The sequence below is a fragment of the Pantoea eucalypti genome (assembly GCF_009646115.1).
GTDB lineage: Bacteria > Pseudomonadota > Gammaproteobacteria > Enterobacterales > Enterobacteriaceae > Pantoea > Pantoea eucalypti.
On sequence record NZ_CP045720.1, the window covers coordinates 3,234,123 to 3,260,577 of the forward strand.

The window sequence follows — 26,455 nt, forward strand, 5'->3', positions numbered from 1 at the left end:
GCAACGCATAAATTCAACACGCAGGGAACACGGTCAGAAGAGGAAAGCGTCCCGCGCCAGGACGGCGCGGGCCGAGCGTGCCATGGATGGCGGCTTTTGCGTCTTTCCGATCTGACCGTGTTCTCTGAGAAGGCTCGATCCAACAGCGGGTCAGACTTCAACAAAAATGGCGAGTTTTTAAACTCGCCATTTTTTTCGTCTTTATTTCACTACACTACCCTATCAGGCGCTCAGCTTCACCGGTTTCTCATCGAAATCGCTGGCTGGGATCAGATCCAGCTCGAACTCTTTCAGCATCGCTTTCAGGCGGGTATGGAAATTCCGTAAGGTCTCTTCCACGCGCGCCGTGTTCTCTTTCCCTTTAATGGTTGCCACCGACCAATCACCCTCTTTATCGAACAGACCGATATGGTAGACATAGGTAAAGTGGTCAGCCTGTGCTTCCAGCTCCATCCACCAGCCCCAGAACTCTCGCAATTCCGGTGCCGGTTTCACATTGACGCAGGCAGCCAGGCAGTCGAAGAAGAAACGGGTTTCGCCACATTTCCCATCGCGAATATAAGGCCCAAGCTCCGTAAAGCGCTTAAGCAGGCGACTGCGGGGATGACCACTTGGTAACGTCATGCTGATTCTCCATAGGTTTTGACCGCTATACAGCCTTGATTTCCGGACGGCCAGCACGACGCTACACCGCATGGGCCCGATGACGTCATATTTCACTTAGCGGCAGCCCGGAAGAATTCCGCTACTAGTTGTAGCAAATACTGTAAATTTTGCCAGTCACCTTTTTAAACGCTTTTCCAGCCAGTCACAAATTTCATTCAGCGCCTTATCAAAACTGGCCATCACCGGCTTCACCGGAATCCGCAACGCTTTGCCGTCTGAGGAAGAGTTTGCGATAAGCCTGCTCTCCTCTTCCGGGCTGAAGAGATCGTTTTGCCAGTAGCCCGACAGCATCGGCGTGGGCGTCCGGCGGCCCAGTAATCCCTGGGTTTTAAGCGAATAGCGGTTGAGTTCAGTGCGCAGCGCACTGTCGGAGGCGGTGGCCATACCCAGCCGGCTCGCCAGCATATCCATATACATATCCGGGATCGCATCCTGCAACGCCGTCTGGGTCAGCAGAGCATGCACAATCGGGCCCAGACAGGCGACCCCACGCAACCGCTGCGATTCCAGATAGGCCAGCCGCACGGCCACGTTAGCGCCAAAGCGATAACCGAATGCCGCCACGCGGGTATGGTCGACCCAGGGCACATTGATTAGATCGCGCAGCACCTGCTGATGCAGAAAACTGGTGTCCTGATTCAGCGTCCATTTCACCGAGTTGCCCACTGACGGCACATCAATTGTCAGCATAGCAATGCCACGCGGGGCAAGGTAATCATGGAACAGGCGATAGTGATCGCTCTGTAACGAGTCGAGTGCGCCGCAAAACAGTACGGTGGGATAAGGCGCTTCAACATCCGGCGGCATATGCAGAAAGCCGCTGACCGGACTGCCGCCCGGAATAGCAAACGTCAGGATTTTCAGTTCGCCAGGCAACCGCTGAGTCGCCTCTTCATAGGCACGATTGGCCAGCGTCTGTGCCTGGTCAGCCAGTTCATCGCCTTTTATATAGGGATAAGCCGCAACGCTATAAAGATGGGCCGCATGTAGCCAGTCGTCGCCCGCCTCGCTGTCGTCGGATGCCTCCAGCGCTTTCTGCTGCCAGATGCCCGCCTGCTTAGACCATTCGAAATGCCAGTTGCCGCCGCGAAAACCAATCACGGTGTCGAGCAGCGTCTCATCAGTATGTTCAGCGTTGCTGATGGCAATACGTGCCAGCACTTCACTGATCTCCTGCGGCGTCAGGCCTCGCCATGTCCACATCAGCTTATTCAGCATGCGATACCAGCCGCGCTGGCTGTCACCCTCCAGGGCAGAGTGGACATTCGGGGTAGCGTGATGTTGGCGGCGAACCAGGGAAGAGGTTTCAGGATGTTTAAAGCGCGGCTTGAATAGCTCCTCGCTGAGATTTTTGCTCGACATACTCACTTCTCCTGCAACAGAACGGCGATGGCTAAGTGTACTGTACGGCAATTCGGGGTGCGAGGCTCAGAATGCACAACGCCCGGAAAACCGGGCGTTGTCTGATGTATATCAATCAGTTTTTTACAATCGGCGGGATATAAACGACACCCATATCCCACGGCTGCTCGATCCAGGTATCCTGCGGAATATCGACGATGTAATCATCAACCAGTGAACGACCGGCGGGTTTAGCGAAAATGGTGCAGAAACGCGCTTTCGGATACATTTCGCGAATCGCCTGCGCGGTGCCGCCCGTATCGACCAGGTCGTCGATTACGATAAAGCCTTCACCGTCGCCTTCTGCGCGCTTCAGGACTTTCATTTCACGCTGATGATCGTGGTCATAGCTGGAGATGCAGACGGTATCAACGTAGCGGATACCCAGTTCACGTGCCAGCAGCGAAGCCGGTACCAGACCGCCGCGGCTCACCGCGATAATGCCTGTCCACTGTTCAACAGGGAGCAGACGCTGGGCCAGTTTGCGGGCATGAATCTGAAGCATGTCCCAGGTAACGACGTATTTTTCGCTCATAAATAGAAATCCCAGCCAACCGAGGTGGCGTAAAAATGTGCAACGGGGAAAAGGTTGCGCGAGATTATAAGGAGTTGACGCACTAAAAACCAGCACCCGTGCGCCGGTTGCGGCTTTTTAGCGCGTCTGAGAGCGCACCCGGTAAAAAACAGTGATATTCTCAGGACTGGCTCGTCAGATTCTCTGACGGCGATTTTTCACTGGAAACTCGCGATGTCCGGCCTCGCCGGTACACTGACACAGGAGACCTGTCGTGTCTGAATTGTCTCAACTCTCTCCACAGCCGCTGTGGGATATTTTCGCTAAGATCTGCTCTATTCCCCATCCCTCTTTTCACGAAGAAGCGCTGGCGAACTACATCACTGGCTGGGCTAAAGAGCAGGGCTTCTGGTGTGAGCGCGATCAGGTCGGCAACATCCTGATTCGTAAGCCCGCCACTGCAGGCATGGAAAACCGTACTCCGGTCGCGCTGCAGGCGCATCTGGATATGGTGCCGCAGAAAAATAACGACACCGTTCATGACTTCACCAAAGATCCTATTCAGCCGTGGATTGATGGCGAGTGGGTGAAAGCGCGCGGCACCACGCTGGGCGCCGACAACGGCATCGGCATGGCTTCTGCGCTGGCGGTACTGGCTGATAACAGCCTGACGCATGGTCCGCTGGAAGTGCTGCTGACCATGACCGAAGAGACCGGCATGGATGGCGCTTTCGGTCTGCAACCCAACTGGCTGCAGGCTGAGATCCTGATCAACACCGACTCTGAAGAGGAAGGTGAGATCTATATGGGTTGCGCAGGCGGTATCGATTTCGTCTCCACCCTGCCGCTGACCCGTGAAGCCGTGCCTGCTGAGTTCCAGACCCTGAAACTGACGCTGAAAGGGCTGCGTGGCGGTCACTCCGGTGCCGATATTCATATGGGCCTGGGCAACGCTAACAAACTGCTGGCGCGATTCCTGGCGGCCCACGCGGCTGAACTGGATCTGCGTCTGCTGGCGTTCAGCGGCGGTACGCTGCGTAATGCAATTCCGCGTGAAGCCTTCGCTACCGTCGCGGTAGAAAGCCACAAAGCGGATGCGCTGAAATCAGCGGCAGCGCAGTTCCTGAGCGCCATCAAAAACGAGCACGGCATCAAAGAGCCGAACATTGCACTGGTCACCGAGCCGCTGGCGCATCAGGGCGATGCCCTGAGCACTGACAGCCGCGATCGCTTCCTGAACCTGCTGAACAGCACGCCAAACGGCGTGATCCGCAATTCAGACGTGGCGAAAGGCGTGGTCGAAACCTCACTGAATATCGGTGTAGTAACGATGGAAGCCGATCACGCAGAGATCAACTGCCTGATTCGTTCGCTGATCGACACCGGCCGTGATTATGTGGTGCAGATGCTGACCTCGCTGGGCCAGCTGGCCGGCGCGCAGACGAAAGCGAAAGGCGGCTACCCAGGCTGGCAGCCGGATGCAGACTCCGCCATCATGGCGCTGACCCGTCAGACCTACATCGCGCTGTTTGATAAAACCCCTAACATTCAGGTGATTCACGCCGGTCTGGAGTGTGGTCTGTTCAAAAAGCCGTATCCGGACATGGATATGGTCTCGATTGGGCCAACCATCACCGGGCCGCACTCGCCGGATGAGCAGGTTCACATCGAAAGCGTGGGTCTTTACTGGAAACTGCTGACCACCCTGCTGAATGTGGTGCCAGAAAAGTAATTCTGTCACAAAAAAAGTCAACCAGGCTCCGGCCTGACGCCGGTTACTTAAGTGACCGGCACTTTTTTATTCTTAGCGTTTTAACATCTTTACGTCCACTGCATTATCCTCTACATCTGGTTTACCGGGATTCTCATATAGAAATAAATTTCATGACCAATCCGGTAAATTATTACGGTAATGTGATACAAGTCTTATGCATCCCTTATTACCAGAGTATTATATTTCCCGTGAAAATATAAATACTCAATAATACAAGGAATGTATCATAATGGGCGCATTACAGTTTCCCTGCACAATATTTACCACCCGGAAAAAGATGGACGACTACAGTGCTGATGATATGCGCTGCGGCGATCTGACTGAGGCACAATTAAAATCCCAATACCGGCTGGATTACATTTCTGATCGGGTTGATCCCTGGACCCTGACTCTGCGTTCCTCACTGGATCGTCCTCAATCCCTGTTCTGCTGTAATCTGCGTGGCCAGGGTCGAACGATTTCCCGCCAGCAGTGTGCTGAAATGCTATTTGATGAATTTCGATCGTTATCCCGTAAATTTTCCCTGAGCGGGCCATACAGTCACCTGATCGAAAAAATGATCACGCATATGCAGAACAATAGCGGTAAGACCTTCCGTGATATGGCGTTGGATCAGGCTTTGAAAGAACATATTATCAGGGATAAAAGTGAAAACAGCACTCGCTTATTGCTGGAGAAACATCTTAAAAAAGAAATGGATTGGAAGAATAGGATCTATCCATTGACAAAAAAAGAATTACGGGAAGTCATTCTAAGGGGAAGACTACCAAAATTTGACAGGTTACAGGATAATTATAACGGCATGGGGATTACCGTTCATGATATCTCGGCAGCGCATATCACCATAAAATCACTGCATATTGATAATAACCATTATCGGGCAACGGTGCATTATAAAGTACAGGATCACTTTGGTCTCGACAGTGCTGATATAGTAAAAACAAAATTCAGCCAGTTTCATTTTTTCCGTATCTGGTTTGTTCTTCAAAGATACAATAAGTTTGGTTTTAAACCTTTCATGACGAATATGGAAACTACTATAGAAATCATAGGTAATCTCAATGAAAAATAGAATGAAAATTCTTATTTTACTGACGATTTGTGGCTTCATGCTGGCTGGTTACTTTCTATGGGCCGAACGCCGTCCTGTTGAAATCGTCAACGTTCATGGAACCGGAAATTTCAGTGACATTTTAGTAAAAAATTTTCCGATTACTGATCGTGGAAAAATTAACTGGTGGTTAAAAAATAAAGACGCCCTGAAACGACAATATGACATTCCTAAACCGGCCTCCTACGGTAATTATACGGTAAGCATCTGGTTGTTTGGAGAAGGGTACAAAGAAGATGATAAATATGACCGCCTCTGTTTTTCTGACATGAAGCCACCCATGAATTGCATTGAAAAGGACAGGGTTTTTATAATCAGTTACAGCAAAAACAGTGGCATTACATTTACTGTCGATGATGGAGAATACAGCCTGGAAGATGACGGTAAAATAACAAAGCTAGAAAGTCATTAACTGTCCTGACAGGATAGTGGGCAGCTATTAAATCGGCTATTAGCCAGTTATCACTTCAACTTTAAAATAGTCATGAACAATATAGCCAGGAGTCTTAATAATATCGGAAGCTATAATGAAGAGCATTATTACAAAAGACGAGCCTACTGCTTGCTGTTGCAGGGGTATCGATGGCTGGCTATTTTTTGGTTAGCCTCACATCCGCCTGAGATCATTGCTATTCATAATGGTAGTAGCGGCTTCAGTGCTGTTTTAGTAAAAAATTTTCCTTTTCCCATTTTGTCATCTCCCAGCTCCCGTTACCATCGCGGGCGCCGGGATAGACGCTGAGCTGGCATCTGACTCTTAAGTACTTTCTACCCGGCTCTAACCTGTTTTTATAGCAGCGAATTTTTCTCAGCATAATTCGCTGCTTTTTCCACCCTTTCCTCCGCTATTCCGCCACGTTCTCACGCTTCGCTGGTCACAGCCGCCATTATGTCCAGATGTCTGGATGGCTAATAAGATTTCGTGCTAGCTTATGCGCTTTCGGCTGTTGCCGCGCCTGAAGGTTCAGGAAAAAATGCGGCCAGTGTTTCTTCAGGAGAATCATCACATGCCAGGGGTAAACTGCCTTGAGATGCGTAATATCTCCATCGCTTTTGGCGGTTTTTCCGCGCTATCGTCGGTGGATTTCCGCAGTGAGGGCCATTCGGTGCATGCGCTGACCGGCGCTAACGGCGCGGGCAAGTCTACGCTGATGGCGATCCTTTCCGGCGCGCACAGTCACTACAGCGGCGAGATCCTGCTGGATGGGGAGCCGGTTTCTATCCGCACCCCGCGTGACGCGAAACAGCTGGGTATCCATCTGGTTCAGCAGGAAGTGGATGTCGCCCTGGTACCGCAGCTCAGCGTGGCGGAAAACATTCTGCTGGATCGGCTGGCAGAGCCAGGCCACCGCTATCGCTGGGGCGAGATTCGCCGTCAGGCCCGGGCCTTACTGGCTCAGCTCGACGTGGCGCTGGACGTTAACCGGCTGGTGGAGCGCTGCACTCTGGCGGAAAAGCAGCAAATACTGCTGGCGCGGGCGCTGTCGCATCACTGCCGCTTCCTGATTCTCGACGAACCCACTGCCCCGCTGGATCAGCACGAAAGCGAGCGGCTATTTGCCGTGGTGCGTCGTCTTAAAGCAAGCGGTATCGGCGTGGTGTTTATCTCTCACCGTATCCATGAACTCAAAGCGATCTGCGACCAGCTGACGGTGCTGCGTGATGGCCGGTTAATCGAAACCGGCCCGATGGCGGCGCTGAGCGGCGAACAGATCGTGGAGAAGATGCTGGGCCATCAGCTGACCGATATCTTTCCGGCCCGCCGCGAACAACAGGCACAGCCACTGCTGCTGGCGGTGGAAGGATTGCACGATGAGCAGCTGCTGCAGGATATCTCGCTGCGGCTGCATAAAGGTGAAATTCTGGGGATTGCCGGACTGGCCGGTGCCGGCAAAACCGAGCTCTGCAAAGCGCTGTTTGGTGCCAGCAAAAGCCGCGTCAGTGGCGGTGAACTGCACGGTCAGCCGTGGCGGCCCCGTTCGCCGCACGACTCGGTCAGTCGTCGTATGGCGCTGGTGCCGGAAGAGCGTCGCAAAGAGGGGATCTTTATTGATGAATCCGTCGCAATGAACCTCAGCGTCAGCGCCGACGACAGCTTTTCGCACTGGAGCCTGTTTGGTCATCGCCAGGCGTGGCGCTGGGCAGAGCAGGTTATACGGCAGTTGCAGGTGCGCACCACCGGTCCGGCACAGACACTGCGACGTCTCTCCGGCGGCAACCAGCAAAAGGTGGCCATTGGCAAATGGCTGCGCAACAACGCGGATGTGCTGATCTTCGATGAGCCGACCAAAGGCGTGGACATTAAAGCCAAAACCGAGCTGTTCACCCTGATCGATAACCTGGCGCGCGAAGGGAAAGGCATTATTTACGCGTCGGGTGAATTTTCTGAACTGGTCGGTTTATGCGACCGGATTTGCGTGCTCTGGGATGGACGCATCGTGGCCGAGCTGGCTGCACGCGACGTCACTGAAGAGACGCTTTTGCTCTATTCCACCGGAGGAACCCCTGCGTGAGCAGCAAAGAAACCAGCCTGAACCTGACACCCTCGCCATGGCGTCACCAGTTGTTCGACTTTCTCTACAAATGGGGCATGTTGCTCACGGTGGTGATCCTGATTGCCGCCTTTGGCCTGGCCTCCGACAGCTTCCTTGAACCCAATAACATCATCAATATTCTGCGATCGATTGCCATTGTTACGGTGATTGCAATTGGCGTGTCGATATCACTGACCGTGGGCGGCTTTGATCTGTCGGTCGGCTCGACCGCCTCACTGGCGAATGCGTTAGTGATTTCACTGTTTGTCTGGTACGGCTTCGGCACCCCCACCGCGATCCTGATAACCCTGGCGCTTTGCACGCTGGTCGGTCTGTTTAACGCCTTCCTGATTGTGATCCTGCGTATCCCCGACATGCTGGCGACGCTGGCAACGCTGTTTGTGATTCAGGGTGTGGCGATGACCTACAGCTTTGGCGGATCCATCACTGAAAACATGGTGCTGCCGAGCGGTGATATGGCGGAAGGCACTATTCCGGCGACATTTGGCCTGCTCGGCCAGGTGCCAACCATTGTCATCATCATGCTGGTGGTGACCGTCGCCGCGCAGCTGGCGCTGTCTCTGACCAAACATGGTCGCCGGATGTACGCGCTGGGTGGCAATCCAGAGGCAGCGCGCCTCTCCGGCATCCGCACTACACGCTATCGGGTGCTGGCTTATGTAATCGCCTCACTGCTGGCCGGCCTGGGCGGCATCCTGCTCGCCTCGCGTATCGGTTCATCGCAGGTTAACGCCGGAAGCGGCTACCTGATGGACGCCGTCGCGGCGGCATGGATCGGCTTCTCGCTGGCCGGCTCCGGCAAGCCCAATGCGCTGGGCACGCTGGTCGGCGCGGTGATTCTGGGCGTGCTGCAGAACGGTCTGGTGATGCTCTCTGTTCCCTACTACGCGATGGACATTATTAAAGGGCTGGTGCTGGCTTTAGCACTGGCGATCACCTATATCCAGCGCCGCTGAGGCGCGTTTACCGGAGTTGATAACAATGCAAAAAATAACACTCTCGCTGCTGGCCCTGAGCCTGCTGAACGCCAGCGCTGCCTTCGCGGAGACCGTCACGCCGGTGCCTGCGGCTATCGCCAGCCATGATGGCCCGATCCGTATTGCGGTGATCCGCAACCTTGGCTCTGATGACAACACCACCCAGTTTGTGGCCGGTGCCATTCAGCAGGGTCGCCAGCTGGGCTTTAAAGTCAGCACCTTCCTGAGCAACGGCGACGATGCGCGCTTCCAGGATTTCGTGAATCAGGCGATCAGCCAGAAATATGACGGCATCGTGCTGTCGCACGGTAAAGCGCCCTACGCCAGCGGCCTGGTGAAGCGCATTGCCGACGCGGGCATCAAGCTGTCAGTATTTGATACGCCGGTAGATAGTCCGATTCCGGGCGTCACCGTCACCGCGCAGGATGACGCTTCACTGGCGCAGCTGTCGCTGGGTCAGCTTATCCATGATTTCAACGGCAAGGCGAATATCGTCAAGCTGTGGGTTGCCGGTTTCCCGCCGATGGAACGCCGCCAGGTGGTGTATGAAAAGCTGCTGAAAGAAAATCCGGGCATTCATCAGCTGGAGTCGATTGGCGCAGTTTCAACGGACGTACAGGGCGACACCGCCAACAAAATTGGTGCGATTCTGGCGAAATACCCGAAAGGCAAAATCGACGCAATCTGGGGTGCCTGGGATGCCTTCAGCCAGGGCGCTTACAAAGCGCTGCAGGAGAATGGCCGGACCGAGATCAAGCTCTACAGTATTGATGTCTCGAATCAGGATTTGCAGCTGATGCGTGAGAAGAACAGCCCGTGGATGCAGACGGTGGCGGTCGACCCTAAAACCATTGGCGCGGTGAATATGCGGCTGGTGGCGAAGAAGATTGCCGGTGAAGAGACGCCTGCGACTTACCAGTTTAAAGCGGCATCGATCTCTCAGCAGCAGCTCGGCAGCCAGCCTGGTGCGGTGAACGTCGCGTCGCTGAACAAGATCATTCCGGGCTGGGGCAGCAATGAGGATTTCGTCGCGCCGTGGTTTGCTACCCTGGCGGCGAAATATAAGAAATAATCCGGCGTCAGCCTTGCCGAACGGTGAGGCTGACCGTTACAGACCCAGCAGAAGTTGACGCTCAAGCTGGGGATCGACCATGGTGACATGCAGTCCCACCAGCCGCACGCCGCGCCCGGCACGACGCTCATCCCAGGTTTTCCGGGCGATGGCAATCATGTCCTCTTTATTCAGTACCGGCCAGATATGCTCCTGGGTCGTCTGCTGAAAATCACTGAACTTGAGTTTAACGCCCTGACGCGCCACCTGCCTGTCGGGTCGGATCTGCGTCAGCCGGCGATCCAGCTCGGCATAGAGAAAATCGATAATCTCCAGGCAGGCATCCCAGTCGCTGATATCTTCCGCCAGCGTGCGTTCCACCCCCAGCGATTTACGCTCGCGCTCCACAATGACGCTGCGGTCATCAATGCCATTGCTGCGCTCCCACAGCACCCGGCCAAACTTACCAAAGCGCTTTAACAGTAGCGCCAGATCGGCCTTCTGCACGTCACCGCAGGTCACCAGCCCCATCTCCTCCAGCTTTTTGGCCGAGACTTTGCCAACACCGGGGATCTTCGCCAGCGGCAGCGTCAGCAAAAAACCGGCCATCTCCGGCGGCGTAATCACGAACTGCCCATCGGGCTTATTCAGGTCAGAGGCAATCTTTGCCAGAAACTTAATCGGCGCGATGCCCGCTGAAGCGGTCAGCCCGGTTTCACGGTAGATGGTGGCGCGGATCGCCTGCGCCATCAGTGTGGCAGAGCCGTGACAGTGCGGGCTGTCGGTGACATCCAGATAGGCTTCATCAAGGGAGAGCGGTTCAATCAGCGGGGTGTAGCGGGTAAAGATGTCGCGAATTTGTGCGGAGGCTTCTTTGTAGGCATCGAAACGTCCTGGCAACAAACGGAGATGCGGGCATAGCTTGAGGGCCATGCCAGTTGGCATCGCGCTGCGCACGCCATATTTGCGGGCCGGATAGTTGGCGGTGCTGATGACGCCACGACGTTCACGGCTGCCACCAATCGCGATCGGGATGTCGCGCAGCTGGGGATTATCACGCATCTCCACCGCGGCATAGAAGCAGTCCATATCGACATGAATGATTTTACGCATACCCCCTCCGGCACTGGATAAGTATACAGTTGGCAGGGGTAACTGCAATATTTGTCGCGCCCACAATTAAAGTTTACAAATTTGTGGCCGAATATCCTTCAGTAAATCGCGAATCTGGCTGCCAGCGTCTTGCTAAAAAAACAGACAATGTTTAATGTTGCGCTGCGATAGCGGACAGTTCCGATAATGCAAACAGAGACGCACAATTTGCGTCATGTTCTATTCACCTCAAGGTATACACAGCATGGGCAAAATCGCACTCCTGTTTGCGATGATTTTACTGCCAGCCCTCAGCATGGCAATGACACCCGAACCCGTCCAGACAGCGGCACCGGTCAGCAAAGAATTAAAGAAACAGTTACTGGGTACCCCGGTCTATATCCAGATCTTCAAGGAAGAACGCACCCTCGAACTCTACGGCAAAATCGGTAATGAATACCGCCTGCTGGATACCTACCGCATCTGTAACTTTTCTGGCGGCCTCGGCCCGAAACGCCGTGAAGGCGATTTCAAAAGCCCGGAAGGTTTTTACAACGTGAAGCTGAATCAGCTGAAGCCGGATAGCCGTTTTTATCGCGCGATCAACATTGGCTTCCCGAATCAGTTCGATCGTAATCAGGGCTACAGCGGCAACTACCTGATGATTCATGGCGACTGTAAGTCAATTGGCTGCTATGCCATGACGAACGCCTATATGGATGAGATTTTTACTTATGTGAACGCGGCGCTGCGTAATGGCCAGCAGGATGTCAGCATCAGCATCTATCCGTTCCGCATGACTGACAGCAACATGCAGCGTCACCGCTACTCCAGCGATGCCAGTTTCTGGCAGCAGCTCCAGCCCGGATACGCTTATTTTGCTAAATATCACCAGCCGCCGACGGTCAACGTCGCCAGCGGTAAATATGTGATGAACAGCAGCCCGGCACCGGTTTTAGCCAGTCCCGAAGCGGCCTCCCGTTCATTCCTGGCGCTCTCCAAGGCAGAATAACGCCCATTCACCTGGCGCAATCCGCTGCCAGGTTTCATTGGCCGTCAGTGGCTGCGTAGCAATCACCGTCACCACGTCATGCGGCGTGGTGTGCTGCTGAAAATCAACCTCCACATCCTGATCCAGTAACTGCGCCCGGCCAAAGGGTGCACGACGGGTGATCCAGAAGAGGTTGGTGGAGCAAAAGGCCATCAGATATCGCCCGTCTGACAGCAGCATGTTAAACACGCCCTTCTGCCGCAGCGTGCCAGCCAGCTCCCCGATAAAACGAAACACCGCAGGCCAGTTGCCCGGCGTGCGTGGATAGCGCGTCGCCAGCTGATGCAGGATCCAGCAAAACGCCTTCTCGCTGTCCGTTTCGCCTACCGGCCGGAATGTGCCGGTCTCCAGTTGCCGATACCCCTTGAGCTGTCCGTTGTGCGCATAGGTCCAGTGACGGCCCCACAGCTCACGGGTAAACGGATGGGTGTTTTCCAGCGACACCTGACCACGATTCGCCTGGCGGATATGCGCCACCACCGAATGTGATTTTATCGGGTATTCCTGCACCAGACGCGCAATCGGTGAGTTAAAGCTCGGCAGCGGATCTTTAAACGTACGGCAACCTTTATCTTCGTAAAAGGTAATGCCCCAGCCATCTTTGTGAGGCCCGGTCCCACCGCCACGCTGAACCAGTCCGGTAAAGCTGAAACAGATATCCGTGGGAACATTGGCGCTCATCCCGAGCAATTCGCACATAGCTACCGCCTCTGATTAAGTGGCCTCCTTCTGTGGGAGGCCAGCGCTGTTACTTCACCATCTCTTTTTCGATCAGCAGCATCAGGATGTGGATCACTTTAATGTGGATCTCCTGAATGCGATCGGCATAACCAAAGTGCGGCACCCGGATTTCAATGTCGGCACTGCCTGCCATCTTACCGCCATCTTTACCGGTCAGGGTGATCACTTTCATTCCCTGCGCACGGGCAGCTTCAATCGCTTTAATGATATTGGCAGAGTTACCGGAGGTTGAGAGGCCCAGCAGCACATCGCCCGGACGCCCTACTGCTTCTATGTAGCGCGAAAAGACATAGTCATAACCAAAATCATTACTGACGCAGGAGAGGTGGCTGACATCAGAGATGGCAATCGCCGGATAGCCAGGACGATTTTCACGGTAGCGACCGGTCAGCTCTTCGGCGAAGTGCATCGCATCGCAATGTGAACCGCCGTTACCGCACGAAAGCACCTTTCCGCCAGCCTTAAAGCTGTCAGCCAGCAGTACCGCAGCACGCTGGATCGCATGGATATTGGCATCGTCGCTGAGGAATTTATTCAGCGTATCAGCAGCTTCATTGAGCTCAGAGCGGATGATGTCCTGGTACATAGGGATGTCCTTTTTTAGGAGAGGTTAATCGCAGCAAGTTTAACGGAATGGCCGGTCAGCGCAAAGCGTCATGCCACGTCGGTCCGGACTCTAACGCGGAATATTGTTGCCGAAGGTGCTGCAAAAATGGGCTAAAACAGGTTTTTGTGAGGCAGGTTGTAATTGCGATGTAAACAAATTGATAAATGCTCTCAACTGCTCTAAACCTCTCTGCATAACAGGTCAGACCTCTTACTACTTGGAGCGGTTCATTATGATGGTTGTTTCGATACTTGCCACGGTGGCGCTGATTGGCGCCCTGTTCTACCACCGCCTGTCGTTACGGCTCAGCAGCGCCATTCTGTTGCTGTGGACTGCGGCGATGGCTGTTGCGCATCTCTGGACGCCATGGCTGCTGCTGCCACTGGCGATCATTCTGCTGCCGTTTAACCTGCCGTCGCTGCGCCGCAGCCTCTTTTCAACGCCGATCTTTCAGCGCTTCCAGAAAGTAATGCCGCCGATGTCGCGCACCGAGAAAGAGGCCATCGATGCGGGTACCACCTGGTGGGAAGGCGATCTGTTCCAGGGCAAACCGGACTGGCAGAAGCTGCACAACTATCCTCAGCCACGCCTGACTGCCGAGGAGCAGGCCTTTCTTGATGGCCCGGTCGAAGAAGCGTGCCGCATGGCCAACGATTTCCAGATCACCCATGAGCTGGCCGATATGCCGCCGGAACTCTGGGCATATCTGAAAGAGCATCGTTTCTTCGCGATGATCATTAAAAAAGAGTATGGCGGCCTCGATTTCTCTGCCTATGCACAAGCCTGTGTGCTGCAAAAGCTGTCGGGCGTCTCCGGGATTCTGGCGATTACTGTGGGTGTGCCTAACTCACTGGGTCCGGGCGAACTGCTGCAGCACTACGGCACCGAAGAGCAGAAAAATCATTACCTGCCCCGGCTGGCACGCGGCGATGAGATCCCCTGCTTTGCGCTGACCAGCCCGGAAGCAGGTTCAGATGCCGGCGCGATCCCCGATACTGGCGTCGTCTGCATGGGCGAATGGAAAGGTCAGCAGGTGCTGGGTATGCGCCTGACCTGGAACAAGCGCTACATTACACTGGCACCGATCGCCACCGTGCTGGGCCTGGCGTTTAAACTTTCCGACCCGGATCATCTGCTCAGCGACAATGAGAATCCTGGTATTACCTGTGCGCTGATTCCGACCAACACGCCCGGTGTGGAAATTGGCCATCGCCACTTCCCGCTTAACGTGCCTTTCCAGAACGGGCCGACACGCGGCAACGATATCTTTGTGCCGATTGACTATATTATCGGCGGTCCGGAAATGGCCGGCCAGGGCTGGCGGATGCTGGTGGAATGTCTGTCAGTGGGTCGCGGCATTACGCTGCCATCGAACTCAACCGGCAGCCTGAAAAGTGTGGCGCTGGCAACAGGTGCTTATGCCCATATCCGCCGCCAGTTCCGCGTCTCAATCGGTAAGATGGAAGGGATTGAAGAGCCGCTGGCGCGCATTGCGGGTAATGCTTATGTGATGGATGCGGCCGCTACGCTGATCACAGCCGGCATTATGCAGGGTGAAAAACCGGCGGTGCTGTCGGCGATTGTGAAATATCACTGCACCCATCGCGGTCAGCGCGCCATTATCGACGCTATGGATATTGCCGGCGGTAAAGGCATTATGCTCGGGAACAGTAACTTCCTGGCCCGTGCCTATCAGGGTGCGCCGATCGCTATCACCGTGGAAGGCGCGAACATTCTGACGCGCAGCATGATTATCTTTGGTCAGGGCGCGATTCGCTGCCATCCTTATGTACTGCAGGAGATGGCGGCGGCAGCCAGCAACGATGTGAATGCGTTTGATCAGGCGCTGTTCAGCCATATCGGTCATGTGGGCAGCAGCACGATGCGCAGCCTGTGGCTGGGCTTAACTGCCGGACGCACCAGCGCCAGCCCGACCCGCGATGGCACCCGCCGTTATTACCAGCACCTGAACCGCATCAGTGCCAACCTGGCGTTGCTCTCTGATGTGTCGATGGCGGTGCTGGGTGGCAGCCTGAAACGTCGCGAGCGTATCTCGGCGCGTCTGGGCGATGTGTTGAGTCAGCTCTATCTGGCCTCCGCAACCCTGAAACGCTATGACGATGAAGGTCGCAACGAAGCCGATCTGCCGCTGGTTCACTGGGGCGTACAGGATGCACTGCATCAGGCAGAAGTGGCTATTGACGATCTGCTGCGTAACTTCCCGAACCGTCTGGTGGCGGGCGCCTTGCGGATGACGATTTTCGCTGGCGGTCATCACTGCCCTGCTCCGTCTGACCGTCTGGATCATCAGCTGGCAAAAATGCTGCAGCAGCCGTCAGCCACCCGCAGCCGACTGGGCCGTGGCATGTACCTGACGCCGAGTAAACATAACCCTGCCGGTCAGCTGGAACAGGCGCTGCAGGATGTGATGGCGGCAGAAGTGATTCATGACAGGCTGTGCAAACAGACGAAGCAGCACCTCTCCTTTACCCGTCTGGACGCGCTGGCGAAGCGTGCGCTGGATCAGGGCTGGATTGATGCCAAAGAGGCGGAAGTGTTGCAGCGTGCCGAAGTCAGCCGTCTGCGTTCGATTAACGTCGATGAGTTTGAGCCGGAGGCACTGGCAGTCCCGGTGCCCGAGAAAGCCCCTCAGCCTGCATCACGCGCGAGTGAGGCGGCATAGGGTTAGCGTTGCATCGGCTCAGGGAGCATACGCCTTCCGTAAAGACGCAAAAACGCCATCCATTGCATGCTCAGCGCGGGCCATCCATGGCCCGCGATGCTTTATTCCAGGCGTATGGTCCCATCGCTTGAAGTTCAGCGCTCTTCATCAGTAGGGCGGCACTATGCCAAATCAGGGGAAATCTGGCCGCAATAATTAAGCCCAAAGCGCAGGGAACAGGGTCAGAAGAGGAAAGCGTCCCGCGTCAGGACGACGCGGGCCGAGCGAGCCAGGGATGGCTTTAGCGACTTTCCGATCTGTCCCTGTTACCGGCGCGGGCACACTCTTATAGCCAGCTTTTGATTTACCTGAAAGCCGACATCATGTCGGCTTTTTTTATCCTGCCTGACGGATGCGGGCAATCAGCGCATCCACATCTTCGACGTGATCGGCTGCCAGAATCAGCGTGCGACCCAGGTTAATCGCATTACGGATGCAGTCAGTGCGCATCGCCGGATCGGCAATCAGCTTCATATCCGCCACATGTGACATTCCCACCGTGCGGCGAATCAGCTCAGTGCCGCAGTAACCGATGGTATCGGCCCATACTTTACGCAGAAACGCTTCCGCATAGCCTGGATAAGCCAGCGCCTCATCGCGGGTTTTCTCTGCCGCCAGCGCCAGGAAGCCTGAAGCAAAGGTCGTCCAGAGTTTATGCACATCGCTGAGGCGCTGCTCGCGGGCATCGGCGGCTTCGCGCGGAGGCAGCAGACCTGGCAGGCCGCAGTAGTTAATCAGCAGGTTGCCTGCCGCAGTACCAACATCAAAACCGATGGGACCAAAATAGCCAAATTCCGCATCAATCGCTTTCAGGCTGCCGTCAGCAACGAAAATCGAGCCGCTGTGAATATCCCCATGCAGCAGTGCTTCGGCGTGAGCAAAGAAACGATGCTTAAGACCGCCCACCGCGATGCGCAGGGCATCATCATTACGCAGGCTGGCGACCAGCGGTTCAAGCGCTTCAGGATAGCTGTTGCGCTCATGATTGGTGTAAGGATCGTTGAAGAAAAGATCTTCAGTGATTTCACACATTTCCGGATTGATGAAACGCGCCACTTCCGCTTTTTTCTGATGCGGATGCAGGATGAAATCGGATGTATGAAACAGGGTTTGCGCCAGATAGTTGCCTAACTGCTGAGCCGCTTCCGGGTAGTCAGCGCCCTTCACCAGCTCGCTACGCCAGATGCGATGGCTGGAGAGATCTTCCATCACCATCACCGCCAGCTCCGCATCGTAATGGGTGATCTTCACCGTGTGCTGCGGACAATATTTGTAGTGCTCGACCAGCGTCTGCGCTTCCAGCCGCGCCCGATCCAGCGTCAGCGGCCAGGACTCCCCCACGCAGCGCACATAAGGCAGTGCCTGCTTGACGATAACGCGACTGATGCCCTGATCGTCATAAATCTTAAACACCAGGTTGAGGTTGCCATCACCAATCTCTTCTGCGCTGCTCAGCGCGGCAGGATTGTCCACGCCGCCAAATTGTCGGGCATATTCCACAGCATCAGCAGCAGTAAAGGTACGGTATTGCGACATTGCCTGTTCCTCATCATTCGAAGGGGGTCACTCAGGTGTAATAAGCCGTTCAGACGTCTATACATCCGTTCAGCATGTTGGCACAATACGCATCATTAACGCAACATGGATTTCACCCACAATGCAGACACTTCAAACCACCAGCTTACAGGTTCGTGACAATCAGCTCTGGATTCTGGATCAGCAGGCATTGCCGCAGCAGAAGAACTGGCTGCCCGCACACAGCGTGCCTCAACTGATTGAACATATTCATGCACTGCGGGTGCGCGGTGCGCCGCTAATCGGCCTCTCTGCCTCACTGCTGCTGGCGCTGCTGGCAGAACAGGGGCAGCCGCGCGCTGAACTGGCTCAGGCGCTGGAGACCCTGCGCGCTGCGCGCCCTACCGCCGTCAACCTGATGAACAATCTTGACCGAATGAAAGGGGCGCTGGCCCAGCCGGACTTTGCTCCTGCGCTGGCTCAGGAAGCCTGGCGGCTGGTGCAGGAGGATAAGCAACTGTGTGATGCCATCGCTGATGCGGGTTGCACGCTGGTGAAACCCAACAGCCAGCTGCTGACTCACTGTAATACCGGCGGGCTGGCAACGGCGGGTGTAGGCACCGCGCTGGGCGTCATTGCCCGCGCCCATCAGCAGGGCCTGATTAAGAATGTCTGGGTTGATGAGACCCGTCCGCTGTTACAGGGCGGCCGCTTAACCGCCTGGGAATTGGGCGAGCTGGCGGTTCCCTACACCCTGATTACCGACTCCATGGCCGCCAGCCTCATGGCCCGTGGCGACGTAGATGCGGTGTGGGTCGGCGCTGACCGCATTGCCGCCAATGGCGATGTCGCCAATAAGATCGGCACCTACAGCCTGGCGGTGCTGGCGCATTATCATCAGATCCCGTTCTACGTGGCGGCCCCGCATACCACGCTGGATCGCAGCTGCCCTGACGGCGCAGCGATTCCCATTGAGCAGCGCGCCGCCAGCGAAGTGACGGGCGTTGCAGGCAGTTTTGGCAGCGTGCAGTGGGCGCCAGAAGCAGCCTGGGTTTATAACCCGGCGTTTGACGTGACGCCAGCGGCGCTGATCAGCGGCTGGGTGCTGGACACCGGCGTGGTGACGCCTGACCAGGTACAGGACGGCATCTTCCAGCCGCAGTAATGGTCTGCGAGGCGTTTGCCGCTATGGCAGACGCCTCGCATAACAGGCTGACAGATTACGCCAGACGCGGATAGGCATCCGCTATCTTATCGCCGGTAAAGTTCGCCACCCAGCCTTCCTGATTGTCGAAAATACGGATAGCCGTGAAATGGGGTGACGACCCCATATCAAACCAGTGCGGCGTTCCTGCTGGCACTGAGATCAGATCGTTTTTTTCGCAGAGGATCTGCAGGATCTCGCCATCCAGATGCAGGCAGAACAGCCCGGCCCCCTCGACAAAGAAACGCACTTCATCTTCGCCGTGCGTATGTTCATTGAGAAATTTCTCCCGCAGCACGGTTTTCTGCGGGTTATCAGCACGCATGCTGATCACATCCCAGCTCTGATAGCCCTTTTCCGCCACCAGCCGATCAATCGCATGCTGATAGGCGTTGATCACCGTTTCGGGATCCGGATTTTCACCCAAATCACGATCGGCTTCCCAGCGCTCGAAACGGACACCTTTGGCATTCAGGCGGTCACGAATCGCTTCCGCGTCAGTGCTGTGCCACACCGGCTGGCTGGCTTCACGGTCGGTAAAAATAGTCAGTGCGCTCATGCTAAATCGACTCCGGGTTAATCTGGGAAAAATCCGTCACCTGACGATGGCGGCTCTCATTGTCCGCATCGCCACGCAGTAATTGCAACGTCTGCCAGCCCGCCTCTGCGGCGGCATCCAGCTCCTGATGAATATCGGAGAGGAACAGCAGCTGCTCCGCTGGCTGGCCAATGTCAGCAGCGATAGTGCGATAAGCCGCGACGTCGCGTTTGGCGCCGACGTGGGTGTCAAAATAGCCACTGAACAGGCCAGTAATATCACCTTCGTCGCTGTAGCCAAATAACAATTTCTGCGCCGCAACCGAGCCGGAGGAATATACATAAAGTTCAATACCCTGCGCCTTCCAGCGGCTGAGCGCAGGCACGACGTCGGGATAGAGATGACCGGTAAAACTGCCGTTCACGTAGCCATCACGCCAGATCATGCCCTGCAGCGCCTTCAGGCCGGTCGATTTGCGATCCTGGTCCATAAAGCCCAGCAGAATATCTGTGACGCCAGCCAGATCGGCCTGCAGCTGACCAGCTTCTTCGCGCACCGACTGCAGTGCGGCCGCCACGTCCGGCTGGTGCGCATTTTCACGCAGGAAATCCGGCAGATGCTTGCGGGCATAGGGAAACAGGATGTTATGTACAAAGCGGATATCGCTGGTAGTGCCTTCGATATCAGTAACAATGGCGCGAATCATGCTTTCTCCAGCAGGCGACGTTGACGTTCACATTCAAATAAAAATTCCAGACCTTCCAGATGACGGCGGGCTTCGCTGACATCCCGGCCCCAGCAGGTTAAGCCGTGGCCGCGCAGCAGAAAACCGTAACGCAGCGGAAAACGTGCGGCGTAATCTTCAATTTCTGACGCCAGCGCCGCGATATCCTGGCTATTGTCGAACACGGGAATCGCCAGCGTATCCAGGTGAGTATGCTGACCACTTAACGATTTTTGCATCTCATAGCCGTGCAGCAATAGCGCCGCACCCTGCTCCACCCGCGACAGCACGGTCGAATTCACCGTGTGGGTGTGCAGCACCGCGCCCGCCTCAGGAAAGAGGCGATAGATCATCGTGTGCAGGCCGGTTTCTGCCGACGGCTTACGGCCAGAGAGCGACTGGCTGGTGGCGATATCGACCTCAATAAAGTCATCCCGCGTCAGCGTGCCTTTATCTTTGCCCGATTCACTCAGCAGGCAGACATGTTCATCGCGGCGCACGGACATATTTCCGCCGGTGGCCGGTGCCCAGCCTTTTTCGCCAATCCAGTGACAGGCGGCGACCAGCTGATCTAACGGAAGACTCTGCGACATAAAGGTTCCTTACGGTGAAATGTAATCCCGGGTAAGCAAACGCTGCTGACGCGCGGATCATGACGCATGCAAATGCTAAATGGACAGTGTGTAACATGGCGCATGTAAATGCGAAATGATCCGTGTGTCAGCAAGGCGGCAAGCGCGCTTATCCCGGGGAGCTTACATGAGTAAGTGACTCGGGTAAGCAAGTGCAGCCAACACCGCTGACGCGCGGAGCATGAAGCATTTAGCCGTCTAAGCGTCTTGATTGCCAAATACTACCATCCTGTTTATAGTGGCACAAACACCGGGTGACACCGCATCAATTTTCGCGCTTAAGGCCTGACACCATGACGCAGCACAACCTGATCCCCGAGAGTAAACTTCCCTTACTCGGCACCACGATTTTCAGCCAGATGAGTGCGCTGGCGCAGCAGCATAACGCCATCAATCTCTCTCAGGGCTTTCCCGATTTCAGCGGCCCGGACTATCTACAGCAGCGGCTGGCGTATCACGTCAGCCAGGGCGCGAATCAGTATGCGCCGATGACCGGTGCGCTGCCGTTACGCGAGGCGATAGCTGAAAAAACCGCGCGACTTTATGATTACCGCCCGGATGTTGACGTGGAGATTACGGTGACAGCGGGTGCAACTGAAGCGCTCTATGCGGCGATTACCGCACTGGTGCGGCCGGGCGATGAGGTGATCTGCTTTGATCCCAGCTACGACAGCTATGCGCCTGCGGTGGAGTTGTCTGGCGGCGTGATGAAACGCATTACGCTGCAGCCGCCCGCTTTTCGGGTGGACTGGCAGGCGTTTGCTGCACTGCTGAGTGACAAAACCCGGCTGGTGATTCTGAATACGCCGCACAACCCTACCGCTACCGTCTGGCAGCAATCCGATTTCGCCGCGCTGTGGCAGGCGATTTCGGCGCACCCGGTTTATGTGCTGAGCGACGAAGTTTATGAGCACATCTGCTTCGATGAGGCGGGCCACGCCAGTGTGCTGGCCCATCCTGATTTGCGTCAGCGCGCCATCGCGGTGTCGTCGTTTGGCAAGACGTTCCACATGACCGGCTGGAAAGTGGGCTATTGCATTGCGCCTGCGGCGATCAGCGCTGAACTGCGCAAAGTGCATCAATACCTGACCTTCTCGGTGAATACCCCGGCGCAGCTGGCAATCGCCGATATGCTGCGTGAGCATCCGGAACACTATCTTGAGCTGCCAGCGTTCTATCGCGATCGCCGCGATCGGCTGGCCACGGCGCTGAGCAACAGCCGCTTTAAGGTTCTGCCCTGCGAAGGGACCTACTTTTTACTGGTCGATTACAGCGCCATCTCCGATCGGGATGATGTCAGTTTCTGCCAGTGGCTGACCCGTGAAGTCGGCGTCGCCGCGATACCCCTGTCGGTGTTCTGCGCCGATGCTTTCCCCCATAAACTGATCCGCCTCTGTTTTGCCAAACAGCCGGCGACATTAGATGCCGCCGCGGAGCGTTTATGTCAGCTTTGAAAATCACGCTATTGCAGGAGACGCTGAGCTGGATGGATGGCGAGGCCAACCTGCGCCATTTTGACGCGCAGCTGGCCGGACTTACCGGACGCGATCTGATTATCCTGCCAGAGATGTTTACGACCGGCTTTGCGATGGAGGCGGCGAAAAGCTCGCTGCCAGAGGCGCAGGTGGTTGAGTGGCTGCACCAGCATGCCCGCAGCACCGATGCCCTGGTCGGCGGCAGCGCGGCAATTCAGACAGAACACGGCGCGGTAAACCGCTTTCTGCTGGTCGAGCCGGATGGCACGCTGCATCAGTATGACAAGCGTCACCTGTTTCGTATGGCGGACGAGCATCACCACTATCAGCCCGGCGAACAGCGTCAGGTGTTTGAGTGGCGCGGCTGGCGCATTCTGCCGCAAATCTGTTACGACCTGCGCTTCCCGGTCTTCTCGCGCAACCGCAATGATTACGATCTGGCGCTCTATGTCGCCAACTGGCCTGCGCCACGTGCGCTGCACTGGCAGGCGCTGCTGTTAGCGCGGGCGATTGAAAATCAGGCTTACGTGGCAGGCTGTAACCGCGTTGGCAGCGATGGCAATCAGCATCACTACAGTGGCGACAGCCAGATTGTCTCACCGCAGGGGGAGATCCTCAGCGCGGCCGAGCCGCATCAGCGCGCCCGGCTGGATGCCGAGCTGTCACTGGACGCGCTTCAGGCTTACCGCGAGCGCTTCCCGGCCTGGCAGGATGCAGACCGGTTTTCGCTGTAAACCACCGCCGGTTAACTGCCGCGATAAGTTGACCAGGACCAGGGCGAAATCAGAAATGGCAGATGAAAATGGCTGCCCGCCTCAGCGATCATAAAATCGATCTGTGCACTGACGTAGAGCGCATCCCGACCGGCGACGGCAAAATAGTCGCCGATTTCCGCCGTTAAACGGTAGTGGCCCGGCGTCAGCGGCTCAGGCGTCAGATCTTTCAGACGCCCGTCGCTGTCCGTTTCACCCTGTGAAATCGGAAACCAGCCTTCCGGGCTGTTCTGCTCCAGTGAAATCGCCACGCCGCTGGCCGGTTTACCCAGCGCCGTGTCGAGAATATGGGTGGTCACAGTGCTCATTGAATCGTCTCCTTAAGGCGTAACAGGGTAATTTCACGCAGTTGATCCAGCGCCTCCTGCTGCTCGGTAACATCGCTATTCTGCAACCGACGCTGCAACTCTGCGAGCATCTGTTCGCCGCTGCGCCCTTTGGCACGAATCAGAAACACCCGGCCAAAACGCGCTTCATACGCCTGATTCCCCTGCTGCATCGCCTGTTGCAGAGCATAATCGGCCTGCTGCATCGCGGACTGCTCCCCGCGCGACAGTACAGACTCTTTGTCCGCGCCGTCCGCGCGTTCGCCAATGCGGGGATGTGCTGACAAGGCCGCTTCCAGCTCGGGCTGCTGCCACTGGCGAGCCAGCGCATCGGCAGTGGCCAGTAGCGCCTCAATGGTGGCAAAAGGCCGGCCCGCCACCATCGACTGCTGCCAGTGCGGGATCGCCACACAGTGCCGGATGGCCGACTGCGCCTCGTCAGCTGACAGCTGATTAAATGTGGCTAACTCCATATTTTAACTCCGTCCGGCAATCAGCGAGACCGCTTCCAGATAAGCCTGCAGCGCAGGAGCCACATCGTCAACCGCCACCGACTCTGCCGGATGATGACTGATGCCGCGATGGTTACGCACAAATAACATGCCGACCGGCCAGCGTTCAGCGATAGCGATAGCGTCGTGCCCGGCCCCGCTCGGCAGTGACAGACTGCGACCCTGCACCGTTTCCACTGCATGGCTCAGCGCCTGTTGCAGCGCGGAGTCACAGGCGGTAGCACCGATGCGATAATATTCATTCGACTCGAAGCGAAGTCCACGACGCAGCGCAATCGCCTCAGCCTGCGTTAGCAGGCTGGAGAGCAGCGTCTCCAGCGGATTATCCAGCGGACCGCGCACGTCCAGCGACAGCGATACCTCGCCGGGGATCACATTCACTGCACCCGGCGCGCAGTTAATCGTGCCCACAGTCGCGACCAGCTGCGGATCCTGCTCACGGGTGGCCTGCTCGATAAACACCATCCACTCGGCGGCGGCGGCCAGCGCATCTTTGCGATGCGTCATCGGCACCGTTCCCGCATGGCCCGCTTCGCCGGTGAAACGACAGTTGAGGCGGCGCGCACCGTTAATCGCCGTGACCACACCCAGCGCCAGATCTTCCTGCTCCAGACAGGGGCCTTGTTCGATGTGCAGCTCAAGATATCCGACGATATCCTCAACCCGCCGCGCCGCAGATGCGATCCTGTCGCTGTCGAGACCAACATCGGCCATCGCCTGCGCGACAGTAATGCCATTGCCGTCGGGATGTGTCACCCAGCTTTGCGGCCAGCTGCCGGTAATCCCGCGACTGCCAAGCAGCGTAATGCCAAAACGGGTGCCCTCTTCGTCGCCAAAGCCAATCACCTCAATGGCCAGCGGCAGGCGGCGCTGATGTTCATTTAGCCACTGTACGGTTTCAATGGCGCTGAGCACTCCCAGCATCCCGTCGTAGCGGCCGGCGTTGCGCACCGTATCGAGATGGGAGCCGAGCAGCAGCGCAGGCGCACCCGCTTCTGCCGCCTCATAGCGCCCACAGATATTGCCGACTTCATCCTGCCACACCTGCATCCCCGCTGCCTGCATCCACTCACCGACGCAGGCGTTGGCGCGCAGATGTTCCGCCGACAGGTAGACGCGGGTCAGGCCCTCAGCCGTTTCGCTGATCGCTGCCAGCGCATCACAGCGCGCCATCACGCGCTGTGCAGCGGCCTGAGCTTCGCTGGCACTCATCATCATGCCTGGCTCCCGTAGTGATCCCAGGCGGCCTGCGCACCCGCGCCCTGCGGCGTGCGATAACCAACATGAGTCAGCACTGTTTCCAGCGCCGATAGCGTCTGCATCACGCAATCTTTGCGCGCGTTGTAACCCATGGTGCCGATGCGCCACACCTTGCCATGCAGCGGACCAAATGAGGTGCCAATCTCAATGCCGAAATCCTCCAGCATCAGTTTGCGCACCTGATCGCCGTTGACACCTGACGGGATCATCACGCCCAGCACGTTGTTCATCTTGTTTTTCAGATCGCCAAAAGTCTCCAGCCCCATTCCCTGAATGCCTTTCAGCATCGCTTCACCATGCAGTTTGTGACGGGCGATGCCGTTATCCAGCCCTTCCTGCAGGATCAGACGGGCACACTCGCGGGCGCCAAACAGCGCACTGGTCGCTTCGGTGTGATGGTTAAGCCGCTCCGGCCCCCAGTAATCCATGATCATGCCGAGATCAAAATAGTTGGAGTAGATCATTTCATCATCTCCATCCTGATGCGCCTCGGTGCGGATCCCCTGCTCCACGCATTTGCGTTTGCGGATCACCGCTTCCATCTCTGCGCTCAGGGTGATCGGCGACGTGCCCGATGGGCCGCCCAGGCATTTCTGCATCCCCGCCGATACGGCATCCAGTCCCCAGGCATCCGTTTCCAGCGGGTTGCCCGCCAGCGACGCGGTGGCATCGGTGTAGAACAGCACGCCGTACTGTTTACAGATCGCCCCCAGCTGCTCAAGTGGCTGCAGCATGGTGGTCGAGGTATCGCCCTGCACGGTCAGCAGCAGGCGTGGCCGCACTTTTTTGATCGCATCTTCAATCTGGTCCGGGGTAAAGACTTCGCCCCACGGCACTTCGATGGTGTGAACGTCCGCACGACAGCGGCGGGCAATTTCGCACAGCAGATGACCGAAGCGGCCAAACACCGGGACCAGCACTTTGTCGCCAGGGCGGATAGCGGAGAGCAGTATCGATTCGATGCCGGCACGAGAGGTGCCATCAATCAGCAGCGTCCAGCGGTTCTCTGTGCGGAACACGCCGCGATAGAGCGCCATCACTTCGTTCATGTAGTGGGTCATCGCGGGATCGTACTGACCCAGCAGCTGGCTCGACATGGCGCGCAGCACGCGGGGATCGGCGTTGATCGGTCCCGGTCCCATCAGCAGACGCTGTGGCGGATTGAGTTGCGGGTATTGTGTTATATTCATCATCATTTCCTTTTCTGATGCCCGACAGGCTATTTTATTTGCCA

Annotated in this window: 25 protein-coding genes; 11 read left to right on the forward strand and 14 right to left on the reverse strand. The window is 56.4% G+C overall.

The features are described 5' to 3' along the window. Positions 1 to 222: 222 nt before the first annotated feature. From crl to gpt, 3 genes are all read right to left on the reverse strand, one after another. The gene (gene crl / locus EE896_RS15180) at positions 223 to 624 is read right to left on the reverse strand and encodes a sigma factor-binding protein Crl (protein ID WP_003851176.1); all 402 of its coding nucleotides are present in this window, start codon (positions 622 to 624) and stop codon (positions 223 to 225) included. Positions 625 to 780: 156 nt separating this feature from the next. After that, positions 781 to 2,028, reverse strand: a complete 1,248-nt coding sequence (gene frsA / locus EE896_RS15185; RefSeq protein WP_105099459.1) for an esterase FrsA — start codon at positions 2,026 to 2,028, stop codon at positions 781 to 783. Between the two features lie 115 nt (positions 2,029 to 2,143). Continuing rightward, entirely contained in the window at positions 2,144 to 2,602 is a 459-nt protein-coding gene (gene gpt / locus EE896_RS15190; RefSeq protein ID WP_003851171.1) for a xanthine phosphoribosyltransferase, read from the reverse strand. 253 nt (positions 2,603 to 2,855) lie between these two features. Between gpt and pepD the strand changes: the two genes are divergently transcribed. The 6 genes from pepD to EE896_RS15220 all read left to right on the forward strand — a co-directional run bounded on the left by pepD (position 2,856) and on the right by EE896_RS15220 (position 10,070). After that, positions 2,856 to 4,313, forward strand: coding sequence for a beta-Ala-His dipeptidase (pepD, locus tag EE896_RS15195; RefSeq protein WP_003851169.1), 1,458 nt, complete (start codon positions 2,856 to 2,858; stop codon positions 4,311 to 4,313). A gap of 271 nt (positions 4,314 to 4,584) precedes the next feature. Next, the gene (locus EE896_RS15200; RefSeq protein WP_008924841.1) at positions 4,585 to 5,427 is read left to right on the forward strand and encodes a YPO3983 family protein; all 843 of its coding nucleotides are present in this window, start codon (positions 4,585 to 4,587) and stop codon (positions 5,425 to 5,427) included. A 1-nt stretch (position 5,428) separates the two neighbouring features. Then, the gene (locus EE896_RS15205) at positions 5,429 to 5,878 is read left to right on the forward strand and encodes a DUF943 family protein (protein ID WP_003851165.1); all 450 of its coding nucleotides are present in this window, start codon (positions 5,429 to 5,431) and stop codon (positions 5,876 to 5,878) included. 595 nt (positions 5,879 to 6,473) lie between these two features. Next, a complete protein-coding gene (locus EE896_RS15210; protein ID WP_008924839.1) occupies positions 6,474 to 7,979 on the forward strand; it encodes a sugar ABC transporter ATP-binding protein in 1,506 nt (501 codons plus the stop codon). Beyond that, complete coding sequence (locus tag EE896_RS15215) at positions 7,976 to 8,977, forward strand: ABC transporter permease (protein ID WP_008924838.1); 1,002 nt, start codon at positions 7,976 to 7,978, stop codon at positions 8,975 to 8,977. Before EE896_RS15210 ends, EE896_RS15215 begins: the two co-directional genes overlap by 4 nt. Positions 8,978 to 9,002: 25 nt before the next feature. Beyond that, the gene (locus EE896_RS15220) at positions 9,003 to 10,070 is read left to right on the forward strand and encodes a sugar ABC transporter substrate-binding protein (RefSeq protein ID WP_039659017.1); all 1,068 of its coding nucleotides are present in this window, start codon (positions 9,003 to 9,005) and stop codon (positions 10,068 to 10,070) included. 36 nt (positions 10,071 to 10,106) lie between these two features. Here EE896_RS15220 and dinB read toward each other — a convergent pair whose 3' ends face one another. Then, positions 10,107 to 11,162: a DNA polymerase IV gene (gene dinB / locus EE896_RS15225; protein WP_008924836.1), complete on the reverse strand. Its 1,056-nt coding sequence runs from the start codon at positions 11,160 to 11,162 to the stop codon at positions 10,107 to 10,109. Between the two features lie 244 nt (positions 11,163 to 11,406). On the opposite strand from dinB, the gene dpaA reads away from it, so the two are divergent. Next, positions 11,407 to 12,153: a peptidoglycan meso-diaminopimelic acid protein amidase gene (gene dpaA / locus EE896_RS15230; RefSeq protein WP_008924835.1), complete on the forward strand. Its 747-nt coding sequence runs from the start codon at positions 11,407 to 11,409 to the stop codon at positions 12,151 to 12,153. Here dpaA and EE896_RS15235 read toward each other — a convergent pair. Then, the gene (locus EE896_RS15235) at positions 12,124 to 12,891 is read right to left on the reverse strand and encodes a class II glutamine amidotransferase (RefSeq protein ID WP_003851154.1); all 768 of its coding nucleotides are present in this window, start codon (positions 12,889 to 12,891) and stop codon (positions 12,124 to 12,126) included. The two genes, dpaA and EE896_RS15235, sit on opposite strands and share 30 nt — an antisense overlap. A 49-nt stretch (positions 12,892 to 12,940) precedes the next feature. Continuing rightward, the gene (gene lpcA / locus EE896_RS15240) at positions 12,941 to 13,519 is read right to left on the reverse strand and encodes a D-sedoheptulose 7-phosphate isomerase (RefSeq protein ID WP_003851153.1); all 579 of its coding nucleotides are present in this window, start codon (positions 13,517 to 13,519) and stop codon (positions 12,941 to 12,943) included. 253 nt (positions 13,520 to 13,772) lie between these two features. On the opposite strand from lpcA, the gene fadE reads away from it, so the two are divergent. Continuing rightward, complete coding sequence (gene fadE, locus EE896_RS15245) at positions 13,773 to 16,223, forward strand: acyl-CoA dehydrogenase FadE (RefSeq protein WP_003851151.1); 2,451 nt, start codon at positions 13,773 to 13,775, stop codon at positions 16,221 to 16,223. Positions 16,224 to 16,598: 375 nt separating this feature from the next. Here fadE and mtnK read toward each other — a convergent pair whose 3' ends face one another. Next, on the reverse strand, positions 16,599 to 17,798 hold the full coding sequence (gene mtnK, locus EE896_RS15250) for an S-methyl-5-thioribose kinase (protein ID WP_140916030.1): 1,200 nt from the start codon (positions 17,796 to 17,798) through the stop codon (positions 16,599 to 16,601). Between the two features lie 121 nt (positions 17,799 to 17,919). On the opposite strand from mtnK, the gene mtnA reads away from it, so the two are divergent. Beyond that, positions 17,920 to 18,942, forward strand: coding sequence for an S-methyl-5-thioribose-1-phosphate isomerase (gene mtnA, locus EE896_RS15255; RefSeq protein WP_110411627.1), 1,023 nt, complete (start codon positions 17,920 to 17,922; stop codon positions 18,940 to 18,942). Between the two features lie 55 nt (positions 18,943 to 18,997). Here the strand turns inward: mtnA and EE896_RS15260 are convergent, their stop codons facing one another. From EE896_RS15260 to EE896_RS15270, 3 genes are read right to left on the reverse strand one after another with little or no spacing between them, the layout of a single operon-like run. Continuing rightward, on the reverse strand, positions 18,998 to 19,540 hold the full coding sequence (locus EE896_RS15260) for a 1,2-dihydroxy-3-keto-5-methylthiopentene dioxygenase (protein ID WP_003852580.1): 543 nt from the start codon (positions 19,538 to 19,540) through the stop codon (positions 18,998 to 19,000). 1 nt (position 19,541) lies between these two features. Further along, a complete protein-coding gene (gene mtnC / locus EE896_RS15265) occupies positions 19,542 to 20,225 on the reverse strand; it encodes an acireductone synthase (protein ID WP_003852578.1) in 684 nt (227 codons plus the stop codon). After that, positions 20,222 to 20,836, reverse strand: a complete 615-nt coding sequence (locus EE896_RS15270; protein WP_003852577.1) for a methylthioribulose 1-phosphate dehydratase — start codon at positions 20,834 to 20,836, stop codon at positions 20,222 to 20,224. Before EE896_RS15270 ends, mtnC begins: the two co-directional genes overlap by 4 nt. 332 nt (positions 20,837 to 21,168) lie before the next feature. Between EE896_RS15270 and EE896_RS15275 the strand changes: the two genes are divergently transcribed. Continuing rightward, positions 21,169 to 22,329, forward strand: a complete 1,161-nt coding sequence (locus tag EE896_RS15275; RefSeq protein WP_140916031.1) for a pyridoxal phosphate-dependent aminotransferase — start codon at positions 21,169 to 21,171, stop codon at positions 22,327 to 22,329. Next, positions 22,317 to 23,084: an amidohydrolase gene (locus EE896_RS15280; protein WP_140916032.1), complete on the forward strand. Its 768-nt coding sequence runs from the start codon at positions 22,317 to 22,319 to the stop codon at positions 23,082 to 23,084. The genes EE896_RS15275 and EE896_RS15280 overlap by 13 nt, the downstream gene beginning before the upstream one ends. Before the next feature lie 11 nt (positions 23,085 to 23,095). Here the strand turns inward: EE896_RS15280 and uraH are convergent, their stop codons facing one another. The 4 genes from uraH to EE896_RS15300 are packed head-to-tail and all read right to left on the reverse strand — an operon-like array spanning position 23,096 to position 26,411. Beyond that, positions 23,096 to 23,431 (reverse strand): hydroxyisourate hydrolase, encoded by a 336-nt coding sequence (gene uraH, locus EE896_RS15285; RefSeq protein ID WP_003852574.1) that lies wholly within the window; start codon positions 23,429 to 23,431, stop codon positions 23,096 to 23,098. Continuing rightward, a complete protein-coding gene (gene uraD / locus EE896_RS15290; RefSeq protein ID WP_140916033.1) occupies positions 23,428 to 23,922 on the reverse strand; it encodes a 2-oxo-4-hydroxy-4-carboxy-5-ureidoimidazoline decarboxylase in 495 nt (164 codons plus the stop codon). The genes uraH and uraD overlap by 4 nt, the downstream gene beginning before the upstream one ends. Before the next feature lie 3 nt (positions 23,923 to 23,925). Further along, positions 23,926 to 25,179 (reverse strand): allantoate amidohydrolase, encoded by a 1,254-nt coding sequence (hpxK, locus tag EE896_RS15295; RefSeq protein WP_039659006.1) that lies wholly within the window; start codon positions 25,177 to 25,179, stop codon positions 23,926 to 23,928. After that, positions 25,176 to 26,411, reverse strand: a complete 1,236-nt coding sequence (locus EE896_RS15300) for a pyridoxal-phosphate-dependent aminotransferase family protein (protein WP_039659280.1) — start codon at positions 26,409 to 26,411, stop codon at positions 25,176 to 25,178. Before EE896_RS15300 ends, hpxK begins: the two co-directional genes overlap by 4 nt. Positions 26,412 to 26,455: the final 44 nt, after the last annotated feature.

Bases quoted from the DNA above. Each gene is read 5' to 3' on its own strand.
- EE896_RS15280 (WP_140916032.1), top strand. From the start codon at position 22,317: ATGTCAGCTTTGAAAATCACGCTATTGCAGGAGACGCTGAGCTGGATG.
- EE896_RS15210 (WP_008924839.1), top strand. From the start codon at position 6,474: ATGCCAGGGGTAAACTGCCTTGAGATGCGTAATATCTCCATCGCTTTT.
- fadE (WP_003851151.1), top strand. From the start codon at position 13,773: ATGATGGTTGTTTCGATACTTGCCACGGTGGCGCTGATTGGCGCCCTG.
- mtnC (WP_003852578.1), bottom strand. From the start codon at position 20,225: ATGATTCGCGCCATTGTTACTGATATCGAAGGCACTACCAGCGATATC.
- dpaA (WP_008924835.1), top strand. From the start codon at position 11,407: ATGGGCAAAATCGCACTCCTGTTTGCGATGATTTTACTGCCAGCCCTC.
- lpcA (WP_003851153.1), bottom strand. From the start codon at position 13,519: ATGTACCAGGACATCATCCGCTCTGAGCTCAATGAAGCTGCTGATACG.
- mtnA (WP_110411627.1), top strand. From the start codon at position 17,920: ATGCAGACACTTCAAACCACCAGCTTACAGGTTCGTGACAATCAGCTC.
- crl (WP_003851176.1), bottom strand. From the start codon at position 624: ATGACGTTACCAAGTGGTCATCCCCGCAGTCGCCTGCTTAAGCGCTTT.
- EE896_RS15260 (WP_003852580.1), bottom strand. From the start codon at position 19,540: ATGAGCGCACTGACTATTTTTACCGACCGTGAAGCCAGCCAGCCGGTG.
- gpt (WP_003851171.1), bottom strand. From the start codon at position 2,602: ATGAGCGAAAAATACGTCGTTACCTGGGACATGCTTCAGATTCATGCC.
- uraH (WP_003852574.1), bottom strand. From the start codon at position 23,431: ATGAGCACTGTGACCACCCATATTCTCGACACGGCGCTGGGTAAACCG.
- dinB (WP_008924836.1), bottom strand. From the start codon at position 11,162: ATGCGTAAAATCATTCATGTCGATATGGACTGCTTCTATGCCGCGGTG.
- uraD (WP_140916033.1), bottom strand. From the start codon at position 23,922: ATGGAGTTAGCCACATTTAATCAGCTGTCAGCTGACGAGGCGCAGTCG.
- EE896_RS15205 (WP_003851165.1), top strand. From the start codon at position 5,429: ATGAAAATTCTTATTTTACTGACGATTTGTGGCTTCATGCTGGCTGGT.
- mtnK (WP_140916030.1), bottom strand. From the start codon at position 17,798: ATGTCGCAATACCGTACCTTTACTGCTGCTGATGCTGTGGAATATGCC.
- frsA (WP_105099459.1), bottom strand. From the start codon at position 2,028: ATGTCGAGCAAAAATCTCAGCGAGGAGCTATTCAAGCCGCGCTTTAAA.
- EE896_RS15220 (WP_039659017.1), top strand. From the start codon at position 9,003: ATGCAAAAAATAACACTCTCGCTGCTGGCCCTGAGCCTGCTGAACGCC.
- hpxK (WP_039659006.1), bottom strand. From the start codon at position 25,179: ATGATGATGAGTGCCAGCGAAGCTCAGGCCGCTGCACAGCGCGTGATG.
- EE896_RS15275 (WP_140916031.1), top strand. From the start codon at position 21,169: ATGACGCAGCACAACCTGATCCCCGAGAGTAAACTTCCCTTACTCGGC.
- EE896_RS15270 (WP_003852577.1), bottom strand. From the start codon at position 20,836: ATGTCGCAGAGTCTTCCGTTAGATCAGCTGGTCGCCGCCTGTCACTGG.
- EE896_RS15200 (WP_008924841.1), top strand. From the start codon at position 4,585: ATGGGCGCATTACAGTTTCCCTGCACAATATTTACCACCCGGAAAAAG.
- EE896_RS15300 (WP_039659280.1), bottom strand. From the start codon at position 26,411: ATGAATATAACACAATACCCGCAACTCAATCCGCCACAGCGTCTGCTG.
- EE896_RS15235 (WP_003851154.1), bottom strand. From the start codon at position 12,891: ATGTGCGAATTGCTCGGGATGAGCGCCAATGTTCCCACGGATATCTGT.